General features: G+C 59.0%; 21 protein-coding genes. 4 read left to right on the top strand and 17 right to left on the bottom strand.

Features of this window, described 5'->3' with window-relative positions; translation table 11 throughout:
• Positions 1-53 precede the first annotated feature (53 nt).
• The 4 genes from garD to kdgD all read right to left on the bottom strand — a co-directional run bounded on the left by garD (position 54) and on the right by kdgD (position 5578).
• Entirely contained in the window at positions 54-1607 is a 1554-nt protein-coding gene (garD, locus tag EJ576_RS12200) for a galactarate dehydratase (RefSeq protein ID WP_068931637.1), read from the bottom strand.
• A gap of 11 nt (positions 1608-1618) precedes the next feature.
• Positions 1619-2983: an MFS transporter gene (locus EJ576_RS12205; RefSeq protein ID WP_126570433.1), complete on the bottom strand. Its 1365-nt coding sequence runs from the start codon at positions 2981-2983 to the stop codon at positions 1619-1621.
• A 183-nt stretch (positions 2984-3166) separates the two neighbouring features.
• Positions 3167-4612, bottom strand: coding sequence for an aldehyde dehydrogenase family protein (locus EJ576_RS12210; RefSeq protein WP_049710003.1), 1446 nt, complete (start codon positions 4610-4612; stop codon positions 3167-3169).
• Positions 4613-4666: 54 nt separating this feature from the next.
• Positions 4667-5578 (bottom strand): 5-dehydro-4-deoxyglucarate dehydratase, encoded by a 912-nt coding sequence (gene kdgD, locus EJ576_RS12215; RefSeq protein WP_016976228.1) that lies wholly within the window; start codon positions 5576-5578, stop codon positions 4667-4669.
• Positions 5579-5812: 234 nt separating this feature from the next.
• Between kdgD and EJ576_RS12220 the strand changes: the two genes are divergently transcribed.
• The gene (locus tag EJ576_RS12220; RefSeq protein WP_126570434.1) at positions 5813-6970 is read left to right on the top strand and encodes a phospholipase; all 1158 of its coding nucleotides are present in this window, start codon (positions 5813-5815) and stop codon (positions 6968-6970) included.
• 86 nt (positions 6971-7056) lie between these two features.
• On the opposite strand, the gene EJ576_RS12225 is transcribed toward EJ576_RS12220, so the two are convergent.
• The 8 genes from EJ576_RS12225 to rplM all read right to left on the bottom strand — a co-directional run bounded on the left by EJ576_RS12225 (position 7057) and on the right by rplM (position 12854).
• Positions 7057-7806, bottom strand: a complete 750-nt coding sequence (locus EJ576_RS12225; protein ID WP_016976230.1) for a FadR/GntR family transcriptional regulator — start codon at positions 7804-7806, stop codon at positions 7057-7059.
• A gap of 158 nt (positions 7807-7964) precedes the next feature.
• Positions 7965-8384, bottom strand: a complete 420-nt coding sequence (locus EJ576_RS12230) for a ClpXP protease specificity-enhancing factor (protein ID WP_122723724.1) — start codon at positions 8382-8384, stop codon at positions 7965-7967.
• A 17-nt stretch (positions 8385-8401) separates the two neighbouring features.
• A complete protein-coding gene (locus tag EJ576_RS12235; protein WP_016971566.1) occupies positions 8402-9019 on the bottom strand; it encodes a glutathione S-transferase N-terminal domain-containing protein in 618 nt (205 codons plus the stop codon).
• A 149-nt stretch (positions 9020-9168) separates the two neighbouring features.
• On the bottom strand, positions 9169-9948 hold the full coding sequence (locus EJ576_RS12240) for a cytochrome c1 (RefSeq protein ID WP_010213166.1): 780 nt from the start codon (positions 9946-9948) through the stop codon (positions 9169-9171).
• Positions 9948-11159: a cytochrome bc complex cytochrome b subunit gene (locus EJ576_RS12245; protein WP_003188526.1), complete on the bottom strand. Its 1212-nt coding sequence runs from the start codon at positions 11157-11159 to the stop codon at positions 9948-9950. Before EJ576_RS12245 ends, EJ576_RS12240 begins: the two co-directional genes overlap by 1 nt.
• The gene (gene petA / locus EJ576_RS12250; RefSeq protein WP_038844905.1) at positions 11159-11752 is read right to left on the bottom strand and encodes a ubiquinol-cytochrome c reductase iron-sulfur subunit; all 594 of its coding nucleotides are present in this window, start codon (positions 11750-11752) and stop codon (positions 11159-11161) included. Before petA ends, EJ576_RS12245 begins: the two co-directional genes overlap by 1 nt.
• A 266-nt stretch (positions 11753-12018) precedes the next feature.
• Positions 12019-12411, bottom strand: a complete 393-nt coding sequence (rpsI, locus tag EJ576_RS12255; RefSeq protein WP_002555064.1) for a 30S ribosomal protein S9 — start codon at positions 12409-12411, stop codon at positions 12019-12021.
• Between the two features lie 14 nt (positions 12412-12425).
• A complete protein-coding gene (gene rplM, locus EJ576_RS12260; protein WP_003188508.1) occupies positions 12426-12854 on the bottom strand; it encodes a 50S ribosomal protein L13 in 429 nt (142 codons plus the stop codon).
• Between the two features lie 248 nt (positions 12855-13102).
• On the opposite strand from rplM, the gene EJ576_RS12265 reads away from it, so the two are divergent.
• A complete protein-coding gene (locus EJ576_RS12265) occupies positions 13103-14143 on the top strand; it encodes an NADP(H)-dependent aldo-keto reductase (protein ID WP_122723722.1) in 1041 nt (346 codons plus the stop codon).
• A 113-nt stretch (positions 14144-14256) separates the two neighbouring features.
• On the opposite strand, the gene EJ576_RS12270 is transcribed toward EJ576_RS12265, so the two are convergent.
• Positions 14257-15393, bottom strand: a complete 1137-nt coding sequence (locus EJ576_RS12270) for an acyl-CoA dehydrogenase family protein (protein ID WP_123478157.1) — start codon at positions 15391-15393, stop codon at positions 14257-14259.
• Between the two features lie 220 nt (positions 15394-15613).
• Between EJ576_RS12270 and EJ576_RS12275 the strand changes: the two genes are divergently transcribed.
• The gene (locus EJ576_RS12275; protein WP_174890977.1) at positions 15614-16534 is read left to right on the top strand and encodes a GlxA family transcriptional regulator; all 921 of its coding nucleotides are present in this window, start codon (positions 15614-15616) and stop codon (positions 16532-16534) included.
• Positions 16535-16613: 79 nt separating this feature from the next.
• Here EJ576_RS12275 and zapE read toward each other — a convergent pair whose 3' ends face one another.
• The 3 genes from zapE to EJ576_RS12290 form a co-directional block, all read right to left on the bottom strand.
• Positions 16614-17708, bottom strand: coding sequence for a cell division protein ZapE (gene zapE / locus EJ576_RS12280; RefSeq protein WP_016976236.1), 1095 nt, complete (start codon positions 17706-17708; stop codon positions 16614-16616).
• A gap of 79 nt (positions 17709-17787) precedes the next feature.
• Positions 17788-19143: a tryptophan--tRNA ligase gene (locus tag EJ576_RS12285; protein ID WP_028618832.1), complete on the bottom strand. Its 1356-nt coding sequence runs from the start codon at positions 19141-19143 to the stop codon at positions 17788-17790.
• A 24-nt stretch (positions 19144-19167) separates the two neighbouring features.
• Positions 19168-19797 carry an alpha/beta hydrolase gene (locus EJ576_RS12290; RefSeq protein ID WP_016976238.1) on the bottom strand — a complete coding sequence of 210 codons (630 nt, stop codon included), beginning with the start codon at positions 19795-19797 and terminating at the stop codon, positions 19168-19170.
• Between the two features lie 147 nt (positions 19798-19944).
• Between EJ576_RS12290 and EJ576_RS12295 the strand changes: the two genes are divergently transcribed.
• Positions 19945-20382, top strand: coding sequence for a YhcB family protein (locus EJ576_RS12295; RefSeq protein ID WP_032893585.1), 438 nt, complete (start codon positions 19945-19947; stop codon positions 20380-20382).
• A 98-nt stretch (positions 20383-20480) separates the two neighbouring features.
• On the opposite strand, the gene EJ576_RS12300 is transcribed toward EJ576_RS12295, so the two are convergent.
• A complete protein-coding gene (locus tag EJ576_RS12300) occupies positions 20481-22205 on the bottom strand; it encodes an ABC transporter ATP-binding protein/permease (RefSeq protein WP_126570435.1) in 1725 nt (574 codons plus the stop codon).
• Between the last annotated feature and the right edge of the window lie 35 nt (positions 22206-22240).

The following is a 22240-nucleotide window of genomic DNA, read 5'->3' on the forward strand; positions in this document are numbered from 1 at the left end:
TTCACCGATCCAAATGTGGGAGGGGGCTTGCCCCCGATGCAGGCGACTCGGTCTCAGGTAATCGGTGCCGGATTGAACAAGGTGATGTCGTTATGCAGCTTGTGATGCTCCGCCCACGTCTGCTTTCTGCCGCTGGCCACATCCAGGTAAAAGTGAAACAACTCCCACCCCAATTCCTCGATGCTCGCCCGCCCAGTCGCAATACGCCCAGCGTCGATATCGATCAGGTCCGGCCAACGCTGTGCCAGCTCCGTACGCGTCGACACCTTCACCACTGGCGCCATCGCCAGCCCGTAAGGTGTGCCGCGTCCGGTGGTGAACACATGCAGGTTCATCCCTGCCGCCAGTTGCAAGGTGCCGCACACAAAGTCACTGGCCGGGGTTGCGCAAAAGATCAGGCCCTTACTCTTGAAGCGCTCACCCGGACCCAGCACGCCATTGATCGCGCTGCTGCCGGATTTGACGATGGAGCCCAAGGACTTCTCGACAATGTTCGACAAGCCGCCCTTCTTGTTTCCCGGCGTGGTGTTGGCGCTGCGGTCCGCCTCGCCCTTGGCCAGGTAGCGATCGTACCAATCCATTTCCCGGACCAGTTCCTGGGCAACGGCTTCGCTTTCAGCGCGAGAGGTCAGCAGGTAAATCGCATCGCGAACTTCGGTCACTTCGGAAAACATCACCGTCGCCCCAGCCCGCAGCAACAGATCCGAGGCATAGCCCAGCGCCGGGTTGGCGGTGATACCGGAAAACGCATCACTGCCGCCGCACTGCATGCCCAGGATCAACTCCGACGCCGGCACGGTTTCCCGGCGGCGCTGGTCGAGTTTCTTCAGGCGCGTCTCGGCCAATTCCATGATCTGCTCGATCATCTCGGTAAAGCCGTGGCTGGAATCCTGCAGCCGATACAGCCAGGGCTCACTCAGGTCGACCGAGCTGTCGTTGTCGTGCATCACCTGCCCGGCCTGCAGTTTCTCGCAGCCCAGGCTGATCACCAGGGCTTCGCCGCCCAGGTTCGGATTGCGCGCCAGGTTGCGTACCGTGCGGATCGGGATGTAGGCATCGGTCGCAGTGATCGCCACACCACAGCCGTAGCTGTGGGTCAGCGCTACCACGTCGTCAACGTGCGGGTACTTGGGCAGCAATTCGTCCTTGATGCGCTTGACCGCATGGTCCAGCACGCCGGTGACGCACTGCACCGTGGTGGTGATGCCAAGGATATTGCGCGTACCCACAGTGCCATCCGCGTTGCGGTAACCCTCGAAGGTAAACCCTTCCAGGGGCGCCTGGGCCTCAGGCACCTCGGTGGACAGCGGCAAGCTGTCCAACGGCGGCGCGGTGGGCATGCGCAGTTGATCTTCCTGCACCCAACTACCACGCGGAATCGGCGCCAGGGCGTATCCGATGGTCTGGCCATAGCGAATAATCTGGCCGCCCTCGGGGATATCTTCCAGGGTCACCTTGTGGCTCTGAGGGATGAAATCCACGGTCACCAGACCGTCCGGGAATTCGGTCCCGGCCGGTACGCCCTGGTCATTGACCACGATCACCACGTTGTCGCGCTCGTGCAAACGAATCGAGCGCGGCGAGTCGGCATGTTCAATCAACTGCATCACACGGCCCCTCAGGAATGCGCTTCGGTTAGGTTGGTCAACTCAGGCCCCTTGGCAGGCGGCTCTTTGAGGACTACACGTTTGATCGGGCCGACGATGACCAGGTAGCTGAACACTGCCACCAGCGCATTGGCGCCGACGAACACCAGGGCCCACTTGAACGAACCGGTGGTGCTGATGATGTAGCCGATCACAATAGGGGTAGTGATCGACGCGAGGTTACCGAAGGTGTTGAACAAGCCGCCACTGAGGCCGGCGATTTGTTTCGGCGAGGTGTCGGAGACTACCGCCCAACCCAGTGCGCCAACGCCTTTACCGAAGAAGGCCAAGGCCATGAAGCCCACCACCATCCACTCGATATCCACGTAGTTGCAGGCCACGATGCTGCTGGAGATCAGCAGGCCCCCAATGATCGGCGCCTTGCGGGCGAAGGTCAGGGAATGCCCCTTGCGCAGCAGATAATCCGAAATCACCCCGCCGAGCACGCCGCCGATAAACCCGCAGATCGCCGGCAACGAGGCGATGAAACCGGCCTTGAGGATGGTCATGCCACGGTCCTGCACCAGATACACCGGGAACCAGGTGAGGAAAAAGTAGGTGATACCGTTGATGCAATACTGGCCCAGGTACACGCCGAGCATCATGCGGTTGGTCAGCAACTGGCGGATGTAATCCCACTTCGGACCGTCGGTTTTCTTACCCATGCCTTTGTCCTGATCCATATCGACCATCGCGCCATTGGCGGCGATGTGATTGAACTCGGCTTCGTTGATCATCGGATGCTGGCGCGGGCTGTGGATAACTTTCAGCCAGATCAGCGAGAAAATGATGCCGATCACACCCATCACGATAAACACGTGCTGCCAGCCGAAGCTGTAGACAATCCAGCCCATCAGCGGCGCAAACAGCACCGTGGCGAAGTACTGCGCCGAGTTGAAGATCGCTGAAGCCGTACCGCGCTCAGCCGTAGGAAACCACGCCGCGACAATCCGGGCATTTCCGGGAAACGAAGGCGCTTCGGCCAGGCCCACCATAAAGCGCAGCATAAACAGCGCAACCACGGCGGTGGAGACACCAAACTCACCGACATAGCCTTGCAGCACGGTGAACAGTGACCAGGTGAAGATGCTCAGCGCATAGACTTTCTTGGAGCCGAACCGGTCCAGCAGCCAGCCACCGGGAATTTGCCCGGCCACGTAGGCCCAACCGAATGCAGAGAAGATGTAACCGAGGGTGACCGCGTCGATGCCGAGGTCTTTTTGCAGGCTGGAGCCTGCGATGGCGATGGTGGCCCGGTCGGCGTAATTGATCGTGGTCACCAGGAACAGCATGAGCAGGATCAAATAGCGGACATGGGTCGGCTTGGTCGCTTGCATGTAGAAGTACTCCCACTAATTATTTTTTTTGCGGGTAATGGTCTATTTGTCGGTGGGGACCGTTTTCATGTGGGAGCCGGGCTTGCCCGCGATACAGGCACCTCGGTGTGTCAGGCACACACCGGTGATGCTATCGCAGGCAAGCCAGCTCCCACACAAAGCGGGCGCCACGGGTGTCGCGTATTACGAACCGATGTAGCTGGTCTTCACCACGGTGTAGAACTCTTGCGCATAGCGACCTTGCTCACGCGACCCATAGGATGAACCCTTACGGCCACCGAACGGAACGTGATAGTCCACACCGGCAGTCGGCAAGTTGACCATCACCATCCCGGCCTGGGAGTGGCGCTTGAAGTGGTTGGCGTACTTGAGCGACGTCGTGGCAATGCCCGCCGACAAACCGAACTCGGTGTCGTTGGCCATGGCAAGCGCCGCTTCGTAGTCCGCCACACGCACAACGTTGGCCACCGGCCCGAAGATCTCTTCACGGCTGATACGCATGGCCGCTTCGCTGTCGGCAAACAGCGTCGGCGCCAGGTAGTAGCCTTCGGTGTCACAGGTGACCAGGCCGCCACCGCTGACCAACCGCGCACCTTCGCTTTGGCCGATGTCGATGTACTTGAGGTCTTGATCCAACTGCGCCTGGGAAACCACTGGGCCGATGTCGGTGCCACTTTTCAGCGCGTGGCCGACCTTGATCGACTTCATGCGTTCGGCCATGGCCGCGACGAACTGATCGTGGATACCGGCGGTGACAATCAAGCGGCTGGAGGCCGTGCAACGCTGGCCGGTGGAGTAGAACGCGCTCTGTACCGACAGCTCGACAGCCTGCTTGAGGTCGGCGTCGTCGAGGATGATCTGCGGGTTCTTGCCGCCCATTTCCAACTGCACTTTGGCCTGGCGCGATACACAGCTGACGGCGATCTGACGACCGACACCGACAGAACCGGTGAAGCTGATGCCATCAACTTTTGGGCTGTTGACCAGCACGTCGCCAACCACACGACCGCTGCCCATCACCAGGTTGAACACGCCGGCCGGGAAACCCGCACGGGAAATGATTTCCGCCAGTGCCCAAGCGCAGCCCGGCACCAGTTCAGCCGGCTTGATCACCACGCAGTTGCCGTAGGCCAGGGCCGGGGCGATTTTCCAGGCGGGGATGGCGATCGGGAAGTTCCACGGCGTGATCAGGCCAACCACCCCCAGGGCTTCACGCGTGACTTCGACGTTGACGCCCGGACGAACCGACGGCACGTAGTCGCCGGACAGGCGCAGGCACTCACCGGCAAAGAACTTGAAGATGTTACCGGCGCGGGTCACTTCGCCAATGGCTTCGGGCAGGGTCTTGCCCTCTTCACGGGCCAGCAGGGTACCGAGTTCTTCGCGGCGCGCGAGGATTTCGCTGCCGACTTTATCCAGGGCGTCATGGCGCGCCTGGATCCCGGACGTAGACCAGGCCGGGAATGCCGCGCGGGCTGCGTCGATAGCGGCGTTGACTTGGGCGACATCCGCCTTGGCGTATTCGCCAATGACATCGGACAACTCCGACGGGTTGAGGTTGACGCAGTAGTCGGCACCGGCCACCCACTGGCCATTGATGTAGTTGTCAAAACGTTGGGCTTGGGACACGAATCTTCTCCTGACGCAAAAGGCCGCTGATTTCTCAGCGGCCTTGTAAATGGGTTATTGCGCGCCTTGCTTGTCGATCAGCGCGGCCAGGGCTTCATATTCTTCCGGCAGCAGGTCGGTCAGCGGCGTACGCACTGGGCCTGCGTCGTAGCCGGCGATTTTTGCACCAGCCTTGACGATGCTCACGGCATACCCGGCCTTGCGGTTACGGATGTCCAGGTACGGCAGGAAGAAGTCGTCGATGATCTTGGAAACGGTGGCGTGATCGTCCTTGGCAATCGCGTGGTAGAAGTCCATCGCGGTTTTCGGGATGAAGTTGAACACCGCCGAGGAGTAAACCGGTACGCCCAGGGCCTTGTAGGCAGCGGCGTAAACCTCTGCAGTCGGCAGGCCGCCGAGGTAACTGAAACGATCACCGAGGCGGCGACGGATCGACACCATCAGCTCGATATCACCCAGGCCATCCTTGTAGCCGATCAGGTTCGGGCAGCGCTCGGCCAAGCGTTCCAGCAGCGGCGCGGTCAGGCGGCAGACGTTGCGGTTGTAGACCACCACACCGATCTTGACCGATTTGCACACGGCTTCAACGTGGGCGGCAACCCCGTCCTGGCTGGCTTCGGTAAGGTAGTGCGGCAGCAGCAGCAGGCCTTTGGCGCCGAGGCGCTCGGCTTCCTGGGCGTATTCGATGGCTTGGCGGGTCGAACCACCGACACCGGCCAGGATCGGCACGCTGGTGGCGCAGGTATCAACGGCGGTTTTCACCACTTGGGAATATTCACTGGCAGCGAGGGAGAAAAACTCACCAGTACCGCCGGCCGCGAACAAGGCGGTGGCGCCGTAAGGGGCCAGCCATTCCAGACGCTTGATGTAACCCGCCTGGTGAAAGTCACCCTGGGCGTTGAAATCGGTCACCGGGAAAGACAGCAGACCGTGGGAAAGGATGGACTTCAGTTCTTGTGGATTCATTATTCGAACACCCTGGGCGAAGACTTTCTATTGAAAGGTTGTTGTTGGTTTTGATGATGTCGTACGTCATCGTACAACTATAAAAAGATTCGTCAACTGCAATTCATCAGACTTCATTGTGGGCGCTTTGAATACGCGCCTTCTTGACGTAGGAAATTTTTCCTCTATTCTCGATTTAACTGTATATGCATACAGTAATTACGGAAGATTCCTACGACATAGCAAGGAGCTAACATGTCAGGTCTTGAACTCGCAGCACCCGAAAAGAACCCACCTACCTTGCGTTTCGAAGGCGGTGAACACACTGCCATCGGCGATGAAACCCTGTTGCGCTTCGTCAAGGATGCCCCGGCGATTCCCGCACACCAAGTCGAGCTGCACCTGCCCAATGGGCTGGCGCTGACCTATGGCCAAGTGATCGCCCTGGGCGGTGATTTCTATGGCATCCCCGGTCAACCGATCAGCGATGGCGCCTCCCCCGCCGAGCGCGTCCAACGCTTTACCGCGGCCTTCAATACGCTCGCCGTGCTGCCCGCCTCGCGGGAAGAAGCGCACAAGATCCTCGCGGTGATGCAAAAGGAGATCAATGCGGTCAAGCAGGCGATCAAGGATGGCAAACAAGCTCATGAAGCCTATGACACCTTGGGTGATACGTTGTCCGAGGAATGGAACCGCATCACTGGCGGCGGCAGCGCAGTTTCGGCGCTGATTCCGTTGGGACGTTACCTGAAACTGGCGGCGGACAATGCCGACCACTTCGGCGAATGGGCGCTGTCGGCCTATCTGGCGGGGCACACGGCAGCACTGCAACAAGCCGTCGTGGCGCACCAGACCGGTACCGACCAAGCGCTGGAACTGGCGTACGCCATGAACAGTTTTGCTGATCACTTTTTGACCGATCTGTTCTCGGCCGGCCATCTGCGTGTACCGCGTAAACAACTGGCAGCTGTGGTGACGCCAGGTGAGTTGGGCTCGCTGATCAGCCGCTTCATGCACGACGAAGACAGCAAGTTCGGGCTCAAGGTGCGCAACGCCATGGGCGATCAATGGCACGCGTATGGAGACAAACGCTACTTCGACGCCATCGATGCGGACAACCGCGTGCAGGTCAAACGCGCTGTGCAAGCTTCGGCGGATGAGATTTTCGACACCTTTATCAGTGGTGTCGCGCCCTCCCCGGCCAATTTCAAGGCGCCGTTGTATGTGCCGGATTTGAATGCTGCGCAGAACCCGGCGAACAACTTCTCGCCGTTGTTCAAAATGGAGGGTGACAAGGTGCTGCGTCGCAAGGACGTGAATGACCTGAACGACAAGCACTGGACGAATGATTGGTGGGGGTGGAGCACTTACCTGCTGCTCAAGGACTACAAGCCAAACCAGCCCGCCAACTGACGCAGTAGGAGCCCGGCTTGCCGGCGATGACGATCTTTTGGACGCTATCGCCGGCAAGCCGGGCTCCTACAGGGTCGGTGCAGCCTTCAACCGCGCTGCGCTTCTGCCTCTTCATGGGCATGGCGCAGCCGCTCGCGGCTATTGGTCAAATGCAACCTCATGGCCGCCCGCGCCGCATCCGAATCCTGACGCGCAATCGCCTCGTAAATCTCTTCATGCTCACGACTCAAGCGCCCCATATAGTGCTGCTGGTCATCATGGGCCAGGCGCGCCGAATTCAGGCGGGTGCGTGGAATGATGCTGGTGCCCAGGTGGGTCATGATGTCGGTGAAGTAGCGGTTGCCGGTGGACAGGGCAATTTCCAGGTGGAATGCAAAGTCGGAGGCCACTGCGTCACCGGCGTGAGCCGCGCTTTCATTCAGGGCATCGAGCGCTGCGCGCATGGCGGCCAGTTGTTCATCGCTGCGGCGCAATGCGGCCAGACCTGCGGACTCCACTTCCAGGCTGATCCGCAACTCCAGGATCGCCAGCACATCACGCAGGGTCACCACGGTGGCCGGGTCGATACGGAAACCGCTCGGGCTTGGCGTATCCAGCACAAAGGTGCCGATACCGTGCCGGGTTTCCACCTGCCCCGCCGCCTGCAAGCGCGAGATCGCTTCTCGCACCACGGTTCGGCTCACCCCATGGGCGTCCATGATCGCCGACTCGGTGGGCAACTTGTCGCCTCGCTTGAGCTGGCCGTCGCGGATCTGCTCGGACAACACCGTGACCAATTCCTGGGCAAGGCTGCGGCGCTTGCGGGGAAGACGAGGGGCGGTGTTGGCGTTTTCCATGATGGATCATCTTTCTCGGTGAGCTTGAGCACGCATCATAGCCCATGGTGGTTGTACGATCACCGTCCAGGCGCGACTTTCATCCCTATCCTTCGCGCAAAAAAATACCCCGACACACGTCGAGGTATTTTTTCAGCTCGCCCCAGAGGGGAAGCTCATTACTTCACCACTTTAAGACTCGGCCGACCGCTAGGGCGCGGTGGCTCGGAATCCGGTGGCGGCTGATCATCGCCGTCTTCGTTTTCGATCGATTCGTCACCCTCGAAAGGCGACTCCAGATCGAACACCATGCCTTGGCCGTTCTCCCGGGCATAGATGCCGAGGATGGCGCCAATCGGCACGGACAGCGTATGCGGCACGCCGCCGAAACGCCCTTCGAACTTCACGACTTTGTTGTCCATGTGCAGGCTGCGCACGGCACTCGGCGATACGTTCAGCACAATCTGCCCATCACTGGCAAAACCCTCCGGCACCTGAACCGCAGGAAATTCGGAATTGACCAGCATGTGCGGGGTGCAATCGTTGTCCACAATCCACTCATAGAGCGCGCGGACCAAGTAGGGTCGACTGGAGTTCATCAGCGGCTCCTTAAGCCTTAGCGCATATCGCGTTCGACACCAGACAGACTTGCCTGGAAAGCCTCACGCGCAAACTGGCGCTCCATGTAATCAAGCAGCGGCTTGGCAGGCCGCGGCAGTTCAATACCGAGAATCGGCAAGCGCCAGAGTATCGGTAATAGGCAGCAATCCACCAAACTTTGTTCCTCACTGAGGAAAAAAGGCTTATCAGCGAACAATGGCGAAACGCCGGTCAGGCTCTCGCGCAATTCCTTACGCGCCTGCACCCGAACCGCTTCTTTTGTACGCGAATCCAGAATCACATCCACCAGCCCGCACCAGTCACGCTGGATCCGATGGATCAGCAGGCGGCTGTTGGCACGCGCCACCGGGTACACCGGCAGCAAAGGCGGATGCGGGTAACGCTCATCCAGGTATTCCATCACCACGGTTGACTCCCACAACGCCAAGTCACGATCGACCAGGGTGGGCAAGCTGCCGTAAGGGTTCACTTCGATCAGTTTTGGCGGCTGACGGCCCGCCTCCACACTGATGATCTCGGCGCTGACACCCTTCTCTGCGAGCACGATGCGTACTCGGTGGGAATAGTGGTCGGCGGGGTCGGAGTAACAGGCCAACCGATTGGTCACGCCCATGGCGGTCCTCCTCGCTTGTTGAAATTATCGAAAGCTCAAAAACGAGCGCGCCCAGAGAGCATCTCTGTAACAACCGGTTCAACCAGGTCGCTACGTATTCAGAGATGCCGCTGGGCGCGCAAGATTAACAGCAATTGCTTACGGTTGGATCAATGCACATCCTTCCAGTATTCGCGTTTGAGCAGATAGGCGAATACGAAGAAGAAGGCCAGGTACAGCAACACATAGGTGCCGATGCGCTGATGCTCCAGTTTGACCGGGTTGGCCGAGTAGGCCAGGAAGGTCACAAGGTTCTTGACCTTCTCGTCAAACTGCTCGTCTGTCAACGAACCTGGGGTTTCTATCTTCAGTTGATCGCACGCTTCATGAGTCAAAGGCGTGCCGGTCAACGGATCGTATTGCTTCTTGCCGTCTTCAACGACCTGGATCTGCTTGCATCCTACCACTTGCTTGCCTTGCAGGCCGACCAGAACGTTAGGCATACCGACGTTCGGGAACACACGGTTGTTCACGCCATACGGACGTGCCGGGTCTTCGTAGAAGGATTTCAGGTAGCCATAGAGCCAGTCGGTGCCGCGTACACGAGCCACCAGGGTCAAGTCAGGCGGTGCTGCGCCGAACCAGGTCTTGGCGTCCGCAGGCTTCATGCCGATGGTCATGTGGTCGCCGATCTTGGCGCCGGTGAACACCAGCTTCTCCAGCATCATTTCATGGGGGATGCCGAGGTCATCGGCAACCCGTTCGTAACGCTGGAACTTGGCGCTGTGACAGCCCATGCAGTAGTTGGCGAACGTGCGTGCGCCGTCTTGCATGGCAGCCTTGTCCGATACGTCGATATCGACTTTTTCCAGTTCCGGTCCGCCGTGCTCGGCAGCGAAGGACAGTAGCGGCAAGGCCGCAAGCATCAATGCAACGAATAACTTTTTCATCAGCCAGTCACCCTTTCCGGAACCGGTTTGGTCTTCTCGAGCCGGGTGTAGAACGGCATCAGAATGAAGTAGGCGAAGTACAGGAAGGTGCAGACCTGCGACAGCAACGTACGCTCAGGGGTCGGCGCCAATACGCCCAGCACACCCAGGATCACGAAGGAGATGCAGAACACCCACAGCCAGATCTTGCTCAGCCAGCCCTTGTAGCGCATGGACTTGACCGGGCTTCGGTCGAGCCAAGGCAGCACGAACAGCACCGCGATGGCCGCGCCCATGGCGATTACGCCCATGAGCTTGTCGGGGATCGCCCGCAAGATCGCGTAGAACGGCGTGAAGTACCAGACTGGGGCAATGTGCTCAGGTGTCTTGAAGGCGTTGGCCTGTTCGAAGTTAGGCTTCTCCAGGAAATACCCGCCCATCTCCGGGAAAAAGAACACGATCGAGCAGAACACGAACAAGAACACCACCACGCCGACAATGTCTTTCACGGTGTAGTAGGGGTGGAACGGAATGCCATCCAGCGGGATGCCGTTTTCGTCCTTGTGCTTCTTGATGTCCACGCCATCCGGGTTGTTGGAACCCACTTCGTGCAGCGCCAGGATGTGCAGTACCACCAGGCCCAAGATCACGATCGGCAAAGCCACCACGTGCAGGGCGAAGAAGCGGTTCAGGGTGATGCCCGAGATCAGGTAGTCACCACGGATCCACTGCGTCAGGTCGTTGCCGATCACCGGAATCGCACCGAACAGCGAGATGATCACCTGGGCGCCCCAGTACGACATCTGGCCCCACGGCAGCAGGTAACCCATGAAGGCTTCGGCCATCAGCGCCAGGTAGATCAGCATGCCGAACACCCACACCAGCTCACGAGGCTTCTGGTAGGAGCCGTAGAGCAGGCCGCGGAACATGTGCAGGTAGACGACGATAAAGAACGCCGAGGCGCCGGTAGAGTGCAACAGGCGCAGGATCGAGCCGTACTCGACGTCACGCATGATGTACTCGACGGAGGCAAACGCCTCTTCCGCCGACGGGGTGTAGCTCATCGTCAACCAAACGCCGGTGACGATCTGGTTGACCAGCACCAGCAGCGCCAGGGAGCCGAAGAAGTAGAAGAAGTTGAAGTTTTTCGGCGCGTAATATTTGCTGAGATGGTCTTCCCACATTTTAGTAGCGGGGAAGCGCGCATCCACCCAATCCATGAACTTGCTCATCACGCGTTCTCCTTGTCGAGGCCAATGACAATGATGTCGTCAGATTCGTAGTTGTGCGGAGGAACCGGCAAATTCAAAGGCGCTGGCTGGGATTTGTAGACGCGACCAGCAAGGTCGTAGTGCGAGCCGTGGCACGGGCAGAAATAACCGCCGACCCAATCCTTGCCCAGATCGACAGGGGCCACTTCCGGGCGGAAGGTAGGCGAGCACCCCAGGTGAGTACAGAGACCGACCAGCAGCAGGATCTCCGGCTTGATCGAACGCACTTCGTTCTTGGCGTAGGCGGGTTGGTCGGACTTCTCGGATTTGGGGTCAGACAACTGGCCTTCAATCTTTTTGAGATTCCCCAGGATTTCCTCAGTACGACGAACAATGAAGACCGGCTGGCCGCGCCATTCAGCAATCATCTGCTGCCCTGGCTCGATCTTGCTGATATTCACCTTCACCGGTGCACCTGCGGCTTTCGCCTTGGCACTGGGAAACCATGACCCCACGAACGGGACCGCAGCCCCCACCGCTCCTGCAGCACCCACCACGGATGTGGCTGCTACCAAGAAGCGACGCCGGCCTGCATTCACGCCGTCATTGCTCATTCAGTCCTCTCCCATCAGCTTTTTGGCCTGTTAAATCAGGCGTCTACTAAGTGTTGAATCTTTACTTATAAAAATTTTGCCGAATGGTAATGAAAAGCCCCACGTCTGACAAGGGAATTGCCGGGAGCTCAGCCTCCAGGCCTTGTAGTATAGGGGGTCTACGGATGTGGCAAGTTGTCACGGCGATTTTTATGCATAAATCGCAGGCAATAAAAAACGCCCAGCTCCGTGAGGAGGCTGGGCGTTTTTGTGGAACGTAAAGCGAATTAACGCTTCGAGTACTGCGGACGCTTACGCGCTTTACGCAGACCGACTTTCTTACGTTCAACTTCACGGGCATCGCGAGTCACGAAGCCAGCTTTGCGCAGAGCGCCACGCAGGGTTTCGTCGTACTGCATCAGAGCGCGAGTGATACCGTGGCGGATTGCGCCAGCTTGACCACTTACACCGCCACCGATAACGGTGACGTAGATGTCGAACTTTTCAACGGTCTCGGTCAGTTCCAGCGGCTGACGAACTACCATGCGGGCAGTTTCGCGGCCGAAGAAGTTGTCCAGGGAGCGGTTGTTGATCGAGATGTTACCAGTACCCGGACGCAGGAAAACGCGAGCGGTTGCGGTTTTGCGACGGCCAGTGCCGTAATTTTGAGTCGCCGACATAATGAACTATTCCGTTAAAACTTCAGTTCTTGGGGCTGCTGAGCAGCATGAGGGTGTACAGCGCCCGCATAGACTTTCAGCTTGCGAAACATATCGCGACCCAGTGGGCCCTTAGGCAGCATGCCTTTGACCGCGATTTCGATCGGGGCTTCAGGCTTCTTGGCAATCAGGCCTTCGAAGTTGGAAGACTTGATACCGCCTGGGAAACCGGAGTGACGGTAGTACATTTTGTCGCTTGCTTTGTTGCCGGTTACACGAACCTGCTCAGCGTTGATGATGACAATGTAGTCACCGGTATCAACGTGAGGGGTGTACTCAGGCTTGTGCTTGCCACGCAGACGGCTGGCGACTTCAGTGGCCAGACGACCCAGGGTCTGACCAGCGGCGTCGACGACAAACCAGTCGCGCTGAACTGTTTCCGGTTTTGCAGTAAAAGTTGTCATTCTTTAATAGCCTCAGGGGCCGCCCTGTAAATTAGACGGCGGATCTTACTGAATAGTGCGTACTTTGACAAGTCAAAGGCAGCCGGATACAGACGCTATCGGGGGCTCGGGTCGGCGCGTCCGTTCAACGGCAAGATTCTTCGGCAGGCGGCGCATCACTTCCACTGCAGAAAGAGGTGGGCAATTATGCAGATTGCGAAAAAAAATTCAACCTGCTTTTATGATTGTTTTCCCTGAAGGAGTACCCGATGGATTATCGACAGCTGGGCCGTACGGATCTGAACGTGAGCGCGATAGCCTTGGGCACCATGACCTGGGGCGAGCAGAACAGCGAGGCAGAGGCCTTCGCGCAGATCGAGCGGGCCAAAGGCGCGGGGATCAACTTCCTCGACACGGCCGAAATGTACCCGGTGCCGCCCAAGGCCGATACCTATGCCACCACCGAGCGCTACATCGGTAATTACTTCAAAAGCCGTGGCGACCGTGCCGACTGGATCCTGGCCAGCAAGATCGCCGGCCCCGGCAACACCATCGACTACATCCGCGATGGCCACCTGCGCCACAACCGCAAGCACATCGTCGACGCCCTGGATGCCAGCCTCAAACGTCTGCAGACCGACTGGATCGACCTCTACCAACTGCACTGGCCGGAACGCAGCACCAACTTCTTCGGCCAACTGAGCTACAAGCACAAGGACGAAGACGACCTCACCCCGCTGGAAGAAACCCTCGAAGCGCTGGACGAGCAAGTGAAGGCCGGCAAGATCCGCCACATCGGCCTGTCCAACGAAACGCCGTGGGGCACCATGAAATTCCTGGCCCTGGCTGAAGCCCGTGGCTGGACCCGCGCGGTGTCGATCCAGAACCCCTACAACCTGCTCAACCGCAGCTTTGAAGTGGGCCTGGCGGAAGTCGCGATCCGTGAACAGTGCGGTTTGCTGGCGTATTCGCCACTGGCGTTCGGCATGCTCAGCGGCAAGTATGAAAACGGTGCGCGTCCGGCCAAGGCACGGCTGACCGAATACAGCCGCTTCAGCCGTTACTTCAACCCGCAGTCGGAAGCGGCGTGCAGCCGTTATGTGGCGTTGGCACGGGAGCACGGCCTGGACCCGGCGCAGATGGCATTGGCGTTTGTGACGCAGCAGCCGTTTGTGACCAGCAATATCATTGGTGCCACGTCGCTGGAGCAACTGGATAGCAACATTGCCAGTGCGGATCTGAAACTGTCGAAAGAGGTATTGGAAGGGATTGAGGCGATTCAGAAGGATCACCCGAACCCTGCGCCTTGATTGACCATTAGATCGCTATCGCAGGCAAGCCAGCTCCCACATTTTGGCGCGTGAACACCGTGAGGTGTGGGAGCTGGCTTGCCTGCGATGGCACCCTCAAAAGCCCCACAAGCTCAAAGCGCCCGCGCAATAATCTCCTTCATGATCTCGTTGGTCCCCGCATAAATGCGCTGCACCCGCGCATCCGCCCACGCCCGTGCAATCGGGTATTCCCACATAAAGCCGTAGCCGCCGTGCAACTGCACGCACTCATCGAGCACTTTGCATTGCAGGTCCGTGGCCCAGTACTTGGCCATCGCCGCCGTGGGCACATCCAGCTTGCCTTCCAGATGCAGCGCCATGCATTTGTCGATGAATACGCGGCCGATCTGAATCTCGGTGGCCATCTCCGCCAGCTTGAACCGGGTGTTTTGGAAGTCCGCAATCGCCTTGCCGAACGCCTTGCGCTCGCGGGTGTAGGCCAGGGTCCACTCCAGCGCCGCCTCGGCTGACGATAAGGCACCAATCGCTACTGTCAGTCGTTCCTGCGGCAACTCCTGCATCAGGTAAGCGAAGCCCATGCCCGCCTGGCCGAGCAGGTTTTCCTTGGGCACCCGCACATCCTGGAAGAACAGCTCCGAGGTGTCCTGGGCCTTCATGCCCACCTTTTCCAAGCGCTTGCCCTTGTCGAAGCCCGGCGTGTCGGCTTCCACGAGGAACAGGCTGGTGCCCTTGGCGCCCGCCTTGGGATCGGTCTTGGCGACCACGATCACCAGCTCGGCCAGATAGCCGTTCGTGATGAAGGTTTTGGAGCCATTGATCACGTAGTCATCGCCGTCCAGCACTGCCGTGGTTTTCACCCCTTGCAGGTCGGAACCGGCGCCCGGCTCGGTCATTGCAATGGCCGTGACCATCTCACCGGAGATCAACTTGGGCAGGTATTTGTGTTTCAACGCCTCACTGCCGTAATGCAGGATATATGGCGCAACAATATCCGAATGCAGGGAAAAACCGATGCCGGTCAGCCCCAGCCGGCTGATCTCCTCGATCACCACCGCGCTGTACAAAAAGTCCGCGCCCAGCCCGCCATATTCTTCTGGCAGGTGGGAACACAGCATCCCCGCCTCCCCCGCCTTGCTCCATAAGCTGCGGTCGATGTAGCCCTGTTTCTCCCATTGCCCATGGAACGGCGCGGCGTCTTTTTCGAGGAAGGTGCGCACGCTCTCGCGGAAGAGTTCGTGTTCCGGGCTGAACAAGGTTCTGGGAATCATGGGTCACCTGCGTGGATTGTCGGACAAGGACGAGCCCACAGAGACTATGCCGCGAAGGCAGCACGGGACACTGGACACATGCGACAAAAAATAAGACGATCCAGCCGTCTGGTGACCACTTTCCCCTATAAGAATAAATGAAATTATGTCTAACCAAATCTCCACGCCGTTGCGGCGCGTCAGCATTTTGGCCATTGATCGGGTATTCGCTTCAACCCTCATGCAAGCCAAGGATTTCTTCCACCTCGCCAGCCTGCGTTACGGCAAGCAACAAGGACTGGGCCTGACTCCCGCGTTCGAATCGCGCCTGGTCAGCCCCGATGGGCAATCGGTACGCAGCTTCAGTGATGTGATCATGCCGGTGGACGGCGGCCTGGAAGACGCCGACATCATCGTGCTACCGGCCTTCTGGGATGATTTCGACGCCTTGTGCACTCGCTACCCACAAGTGCTGCCATGGTTGCGTGAGCAACACGCACGCGGCGCCGTATTGTGCGGCGAAGCCACCGGGGTGTTCTGGCTGGCCGAAGCCGGCCTGCTCGACGGCAAGGAAGCGACCACCTACTGGCGCTTCTTCAACGCCTTCAGCGAACGCTTTCCCAAGGTGCAGCTCAACCAGGACAAGCACCTCACCGACGCCGACAACCTGTATTGCGCCGGCGGCACCACCTCGGCGTGCGACCTCTATATCTACCTGATCGAACGTTTCTGCGGCGCCAACATCGCCCAGGCCGTCGCCCGCGATATCCTCTATGAAGTGCAGCGCAGCTATTCACCGGGACGCATCGGGTTTGGCGGGCAGAAGCTGCACCAGGATGTGATCATCCTGCAGATCCAGCACTGGCTCGAAGAACACTTCGCCGACAAATTCCGCTTCGAAGACGTGGCCCGGGAACACGGCATGAGCATCCGCAACTTCATGCGCCGCTTCCAGACCGCTACCGGTGACAAGCCGCTGCATTACCTGCAACGGCTGCGCATCGAGACGGCAAAGGGCCTGCTCTCAGGCAGCCGCAAGAGCATCAAGACCATCAGTTATGAGGTGGGTTACGACGATGCGAGTTTCTTTGCGCGGCTGTTCCGGCAACACACGGAGTTGTCGCCGAACCAGTATCGCCAGCAGTTTCAGCAGGCTGCCTGACCAGAGGCAAACACAAATCTAGTGTGGGAGCAGGCAAGCCAGCTCCCACATTTTGATCTCCATTTTTCTGAATATTTGCTTACGGCTTGTGCCCACGCGACAGGAATTCGTGGGACTGCATTTCCAGCAAGCGGCTCAAGGTGCGCTGGAACTCGAAGTTCAGGCGCCCGCCGGTGTACAGGTCCTTCAACTCGACTTCCGCCGAGATGATCAGCTTCACGTTACGGTCGTAGAACTCGTCGACCATGTTGATGAAACGGCGCGCGATGTCGTCGGTGGTGACGCTCATCTGCTCCACACCGCTCAAGATCACCGCGTGAAAGATCTTGCCCAGCTCGATGTAGTCGTTCTGGCTACGCGGGCCGTCGCACAGTTGGCGGAATTCGAACCACGCCACGTCATCGCAAGTACGCAACGCGATGATTTCGCGGTTCTCGATCATCAGCTTGTCGTTTTCCACCGCCTGGGTGCATTCCGGCGTGAGGGCGCGGAAGCTCTTTTTCAGGCTTTCGTGGGCCGCTTCGTTCAGCGGGAAGTGGAACAGCTCCGCTTGCTCCAGATGGCGCAGACGGTAGTCGACGCCACTGTCGACGTTGACGATTTCGGTGTTCTGCTTGATCAGCGCAATGGCCGGCAGGAAGCGCGCGCGTTGCAGGCCGTCCTTGTACAAGCCGTCGGGCACGATGTTCGAGGTGGCGACCAGGGTCACGCCGTTCTTGAACAGCTCTTCCATCAGGGTGCCGAGGATCATGGCGTCGGTGATGTCGGAGACGAAGAATTCATCGAAGCAGATCACCCGCGCCTCTTCGGAGAAACGCTTGGCGATGATGGTCAGCGGGTTTTTCTCGCCCGGCAGGGTCTTCATCTCTTCGTGCACGCGCTTCATGAAGCGGTGGAAGTGCGTCCGCACCTTTTCCTTGAACGGCAGCGCTTCGAAGAAGGTGTCGACCAAATAAGTCTTGCCGCGCCCCACGCCGCCCCAGAAGTACAGGCCTTTGACCGGGGTGTGGTCTTTCTTGCCAAACAGCTTGCTGAACATCCCAGGCTTGCTTTGCGAGGCCGCGAGCAAGTCGTCGTACAGGCGCTGCAAATGACGCACCGCGTTTTCCTGGGCCGCGTCATGGAAGAACTCAGGGCGTTTCAGATCAGCTTGATATCGTTCTAGGGGCGTCATAATTTCGTTAGCAAGGCAACAAAAACGGGCCGTCACTGTAACGACGGCCCTGGATAATGGCAATCAACCCTTGGTCGGGTTAATCCTCGAGGGGGGTCAACGCAACGCGCAAGGCTTCGATGGCCGCATCGCGGGAAGCGGCGTCAACGAACTCGGCGCTGTCGGCTACCACGGCACCGTCCAGCCAAACGCTGAAGCCCAAGGCTTCGGTGCGTACGTCCAGGGCGTCGCCGTTTTGCAGTTGCTTGGTTACCGCGCCCGCCGCTTTCCCGTCAGCAAAGTTGCGCGACAGCAGCAGTTGCTCGCCATCGGCCGCCAGCAGGCGGAAGCGGAAGCTGCCGTCGTCCTCGCGGAAGCTCACGAAGCGCGCAGCTTTTGCGGCTTTCTTCTTGGTCGCGACTGGCGCTGCGGCTTGATTGACGAACGAACGCAGGCCCACCGCCTCACGCAGCTCGGCCAGGAACGGCGCCGCCACGGCACGCGCTTTCTTGGCGCCGATCAGCAGCAGGTCTTCCATGTCGGATGGGCGCGACATCAATTGATGGTAGCGCTCGCGGGCTTCGCCCAGTTGGCCATCCAGCAGTTGGAACAGACGGTTCTTCGCCTCGCCCCAGCCCAGCCCTTGCAGCAGTTCGGCGCGGAATTCTTCTTCCTGGGCTTTGCTGGCAAACGCCTGGTACAGGGTAAACAGGTGCGAATTGTCCGGGTCCTTGGCTTCGCCCGGCGCACGGGAGTCGGTGACGATGCGCGAAATCGCGTCCTTCATGTCCTTGGCGCTGGTGAACAACGGGATGGTGTTGTCGTAGCTTTTCGACATCTTGCGGCCATCCAGGCCCGGCAAGGTAGCGACGCTTTCTTCGATCAACGCCTCGGGCATGGTGAAGAATTCTTTACCGTTACCGAACAGGTGGTTGAAGCGCTGGCCGATATCACGGGCCATTTCCACGTGCTGGATCTGGTCGCGACCGACCGGCACCTTGTGTGCGTTGAACATCAGGATGTCCGCCGCCATCAGCACAGGGTAGCTGTACAGGCCCATGCTGATGCCCGCATCCGGGTCTTCACCGGCTTCCACGTTCTTGTCCACCGAGGCCTTGTACGCATGGGCGCGGTTGAGCAGGCCCTTGGCGGCAACGCAGGTAAGCAGCCAGGTCAGCTCGGGGATTTCCGGGATGTCGGACTGGCGGTAGAAGGTCACCCGGTTCACATCCAGGCCACCGGCCAGCCAGGTCGCGGCGATTTCCATGCGCGAGCGCTGGATGCGCTGCGGGTCATCGCACTTGATCAGCGCGTGGTAGTCGGCCAGGAAGTAGAAGGAGTCGGCATTGGCGTCCTGGCTGGCGAGGATCGCCGGGCGGATCGCACCGGCGTAGTTGCCCAGGTGCGGCGTGCCGGTGGTGGTGATGCCGGTGAGGATACGGGTACGAGTCGTCATGGGTAATCGCTTATCAGACTGCTATCAATTCGAAAGTCGCGGCAGCACCAGATCCTTCAGATCGGTGAGCTTGCCGTGAAAAAAGTGTCCGCATTCTGCCACTTTCAGCAGCTCATGGGGGCGTTTCAGGGCTGCAGACCAGTCGTAGACGGTCTGTGGGTCGACCACTTCGTCGGTTTCCGGTTGGATCAGGGTCAGTGGGCAACCCTGTGGCAGCGCATCGGTATCGCGCAGACGCATCACCGCTGCGGCAACCATGAACAAATGTGACAGTTTTTCACCCTTGGCTTCCAGGCGACCGCCGAGACTGGCAGCGACGTAACCACCGAAGGAAAAGCCGAGCAAGGTGATCGGCAAGTCCGGGTGTTTTTCCCGCAGCCAGGTGGCGGCCGCTTCGGCGTCATCCACTTCACCGGTGCTCATGTCGTGGGTGCCGGCACTCGCGCCAACGCCACGGTAATTGAAACGCAAGGTAATCAAACCGGCATCGCGGGCGGTGCGTTGCAGGGTCGATACCACTTTATTGAGCATGGTCCCACCCTGCACCGGGTTCGGGTGGCAGATCAGCGCCAGGCCACGTGGCTCGGGGTGATCCAGGTACAGGGCTTCCAATTGGCCTACCGGGCCATCGATCAAAACGGGGGTTTCACGCATGAGCAAGAGATGAACTCCGTGACCTCACAAAGGGTCGACTCGTCTAGCTAAAAGTCTGTGCTTGGCATCATTGCGAGCTTAATCGCGGTATACAGCGCAGGTTTGAGCCGTTAACGTAAAGCAAAGCCGTTTATAGAGGAAGGACTCGTGGAACACTCGCTCTTAGTTTGGTTGTTGCCGACTCTTGCCCTGGTTGCCGGTGTCGCCATTGGTTTCCTGGTTGCTCGCTTGCTGCCGAATGCCGCGCCTAACCGCACGCAGCGTCAGTTGGATGACATTCAGGAACGTTTTGACAGTTATCAGAACGAGGTTGTTACCCACTTCAACAGCACCGCGACCCTGGTCAAGAAGCTCACCCAGAGCTACCAGGAAGTACAGGATCACCTCGCCGATGGCGCCAACCGCCTGGCCCTCGACGACATCACCCGCCAGCGCCTGCTGGCTGCGTTGCATTCCGACGCACCGCAACCCCCACGGGAGCGCTTGACCCCGCCACGGGAAAACCAGGAGCCACCACGGGACTACGCGCCAAAGACGCCGAACGCCCCCGGCATGCTGGATGAGCATTACGGTTTGAAGAAGTAACTCACTCTTCAAACACTAAAAAGCCCGACTGATCGATGATCAGCCGGGCTTTTTGTTGGGTCACGATCCCTCATACACCACCGCCTACAGGGACCGCGTCAGGCCATCGGCTGTTCTTGCAAAATCCCACCCTCGATCCGCACATGCCGCCCATGGAAACGCTTGAGGCTGCTGCGATGGCCGACGCTGACGATGCTCAGCCCCGGCAACTGATCGATCAGCGCCTGATACAGCGTCGCTTCATCCTCTTCATCCATGGCCGACGTGGCTTCGTCCATGTACAGCCATTGCGGCGCGAACAGCAACGCGCGGGCAAAGGCCAGGCGTTGCTGTTCGCCCGGCGAGAGCATGCGTTGCCAGTGATTGGCCTCCTCCAGCCGGCCCACCAGATGCGGCAGGCGGCAGGTTTCCAGGACCTGTGCATAACGTTCGGCCGGGTAAACGCTGTCGGCCTGTGGATAACTCAATACCGCCTTTAGCGTGCCAATCGGCAGGTAAGGTTTTTGCGGCAGGAACAGATAACGTTCGGCCGGCAGGCGGATATTGCCGTGGCCGTTGGGCCACAGGTTGCCCATGGCGCGTAGCAAGGTCGACTTGCCACTGCCGGAACGCCCACTGAGCATCAGGCGCTCGCCTTCCGCCACCGTCAGGTCGGCGCCCTGCAACAAATGCCGACCGTCCGCCAGGTCCAGGCTCAGGTCCTTGACCTGCAAGTCGTCGCCCTGATGCTGCAAACCAATGCCCATGGTGCGGCTTTCGTTGTCCTGCATAGCCTGGCCGAAACTCAGCAGACGATCACAGGTGGCGCGCCAACTGGCCAACAGCGTATAGGCATCGACAAACCAACTCAGGCTGCCCTGCACACTGCCAAATGCCTGAGCCACCTGCATGAGCACGCCCAATTCGATCTTGCCGGAAAAGTAACGTGGCGCCGCGACCACAAAGGGAAAGATGATCGCAATCTGGGAGTAACCGCTAGTAAAAAAATTCAGGCGTTTCTTGAGCTGCATGATGTTCCAGAAGTTGCTCCACACCCGTCCGAACCGTGCGCTCAATTGCTGATGTTCGTTGGGTTCGCCATTGAACAGCGCGATGCTTTCCGCATTCTCCCGCACGCGCACCAGGCTGAAACGCAAGTCAGCCTCAAAGCGTTGTTGGCGGTTGCTCAAGCCAATCAGTTTTCGACCGATCAAGTGGGTCAACCAACTGCCAATCACCGCGTAGATCAGCGCCGCCCAGAACATGTAGCCGGGAATGGTAATACCCCAGATTTCGATGCTGCCAGACACGCCCCACAGGATCACCGAGAACGACACCAGGCTCACCAGATTGGCGATAAAGCCCAAGCCCAGCGTGAGGGTGCTGCTGGTAAAGGCATTGAGGTCTTCGGAGATACGTTGGTCGGGGTTGTCGGTGTAGCCGCCGTATTCCAGGTGGTAGTAATTCTTGTGGCCCAGCCACTGGGCGAAATAGGTTTCCGTCAGCCAGCGGCGCCAGCGGATGGTGAGCATCTGTTGCAGGTAGGACGTAAACACGCCGGTCACTATCGACACCACCGCAATTACGCTGAAGTACATCAACAGATGGGTAAAGGCGTCGTAGTCCTTGTTTTCCAGCGCGTTGTAGAAATCGCGGTTCCAGCTGTTGAACCACACCGACACGGCGACACTGAACAGCGACAACCCCAGCACTACCAACAGCAGCAGCCAGGCCTTAGCTTTTTCTTCGCTGCGCCAGTAAGGCGTGATCAACCCCCACACCCGCCGTAAAAATTGCCCACGCACCGCATCGTTGACCGCGGAATACTCAGCGTTCTGATTCATCGTTCAGGCTCTGTAAGAAAATGTGACAGGCGTTC

The organism is Pseudomonas sp. C 49-2 (assembly GCF_003970195.1).
GTDB classification, from domain to species: domain Bacteria; phylum Pseudomonadota; class Gammaproteobacteria; order Pseudomonadales; family Pseudomonadaceae; genus Aquipseudomonas; species Aquipseudomonas canadensis.

Coding starts and splice junctions, on each gene's coding strand:
- garD (WP_068931637.1), bottom strand. CDS start 1,607: ATGCAGTTGATTGAACATGCCGACTCGCCGCGCTCGATTCGTTTGCAC.
- EJ576_RS12205 (WP_126570433.1), bottom strand. CDS start 2,983: ATGCAAGCGACCAAGCCGACCCATGTCCGCTATTTGATCCTGCTCATG.
- kdgD (WP_016976228.1), bottom strand. CDS start 5,578: ATGAATCCACAAGAACTGAAGTCCATCCTTTCCCACGGTCTGCTGTCT.
- EJ576_RS12220 (WP_126570434.1), top strand. CDS start 5,813: ATGTCAGGTCTTGAACTCGCAGCACCCGAAAAGAACCCACCTACCTTG.
- EJ576_RS12225 (WP_016976230.1), bottom strand. CDS start 7,806: ATGGAAAACGCCAACACCGCCCCTCGTCTTCCCCGCAAGCGCCGCAGC.
- EJ576_RS12230 (WP_122723724.1), bottom strand. CDS start 8,384: ATGAACTCCAGTCGACCCTACTTGGTCCGCGCGCTCTATGAGTGGATT.
- EJ576_RS12235 (WP_016971566.1), bottom strand. CDS start 9,019: ATGGGCGTGACCAATCGGTTGGCCTGTTACTCCGACCCCGCCGACCAC.
- EJ576_RS12240 (WP_010213166.1), bottom strand. CDS start 9,948: ATGAAAAAGTTATTCGTTGCATTGATGCTTGCGGCCTTGCCGCTACTG.
- EJ576_RS12245 (WP_003188526.1), bottom strand. CDS start 11,159: ATGAGCAAGTTCATGGATTGGGTGGATGCGCGCTTCCCCGCTACTAAA.
- petA (WP_038844905.1), bottom strand. CDS start 11,752: ATGAGCAATGACGGCGTGAATGCAGGCCGGCGTCGCTTCTTGGTAGCA.
- rpsI (WP_002555064.1), bottom strand. CDS start 12,411: ATGTCGGCGACTCAAAATTACGGCACTGGCCGTCGCAAAACCGCAACC.
- rplM (WP_003188508.1), bottom strand. CDS start 12,854: ATGACAACTTTTACTGCAAAACCGGAAACAGTTCAGCGCGACTGGTTT.
- EJ576_RS12265 (WP_122723722.1), top strand. CDS start 13,103: ATGGATTATCGACAGCTGGGCCGTACGGATCTGAACGTGAGCGCGATA.
- EJ576_RS12270 (WP_123478157.1), bottom strand. CDS start 15,393: ATGATTCCCAGAACCTTGTTCAGCCCGGAACACGAACTCTTCCGCGAG.
- EJ576_RS12275 (WP_174890977.1), top strand. CDS start 15,614: ATGCAAGCCAAGGATTTCTTCCACCTCGCCAGCCTGCGTTACGGCAAG.
- zapE (WP_016976236.1), bottom strand. CDS start 17,708: ATGACGCCCCTAGAACGATATCAAGCTGATCTGAAACGCCCTGAGTTC.
- EJ576_RS12285 (WP_028618832.1), bottom strand. CDS start 19,143: ATGACGACTCGTACCCGTATCCTCACCGGCATCACCACCACCGGCACG.
- EJ576_RS12290 (WP_016976238.1), bottom strand. CDS start 19,797: ATGCGTGAAACCCCCGTTTTGATCGATGGCCCGGTAGGCCAATTGGAA.
- EJ576_RS12300 (WP_126570435.1), bottom strand. CDS start 22,205: ATGAATCAGAACGCTGAGTATTCCGCGGTCAACGATGCGGTGCGTGGG.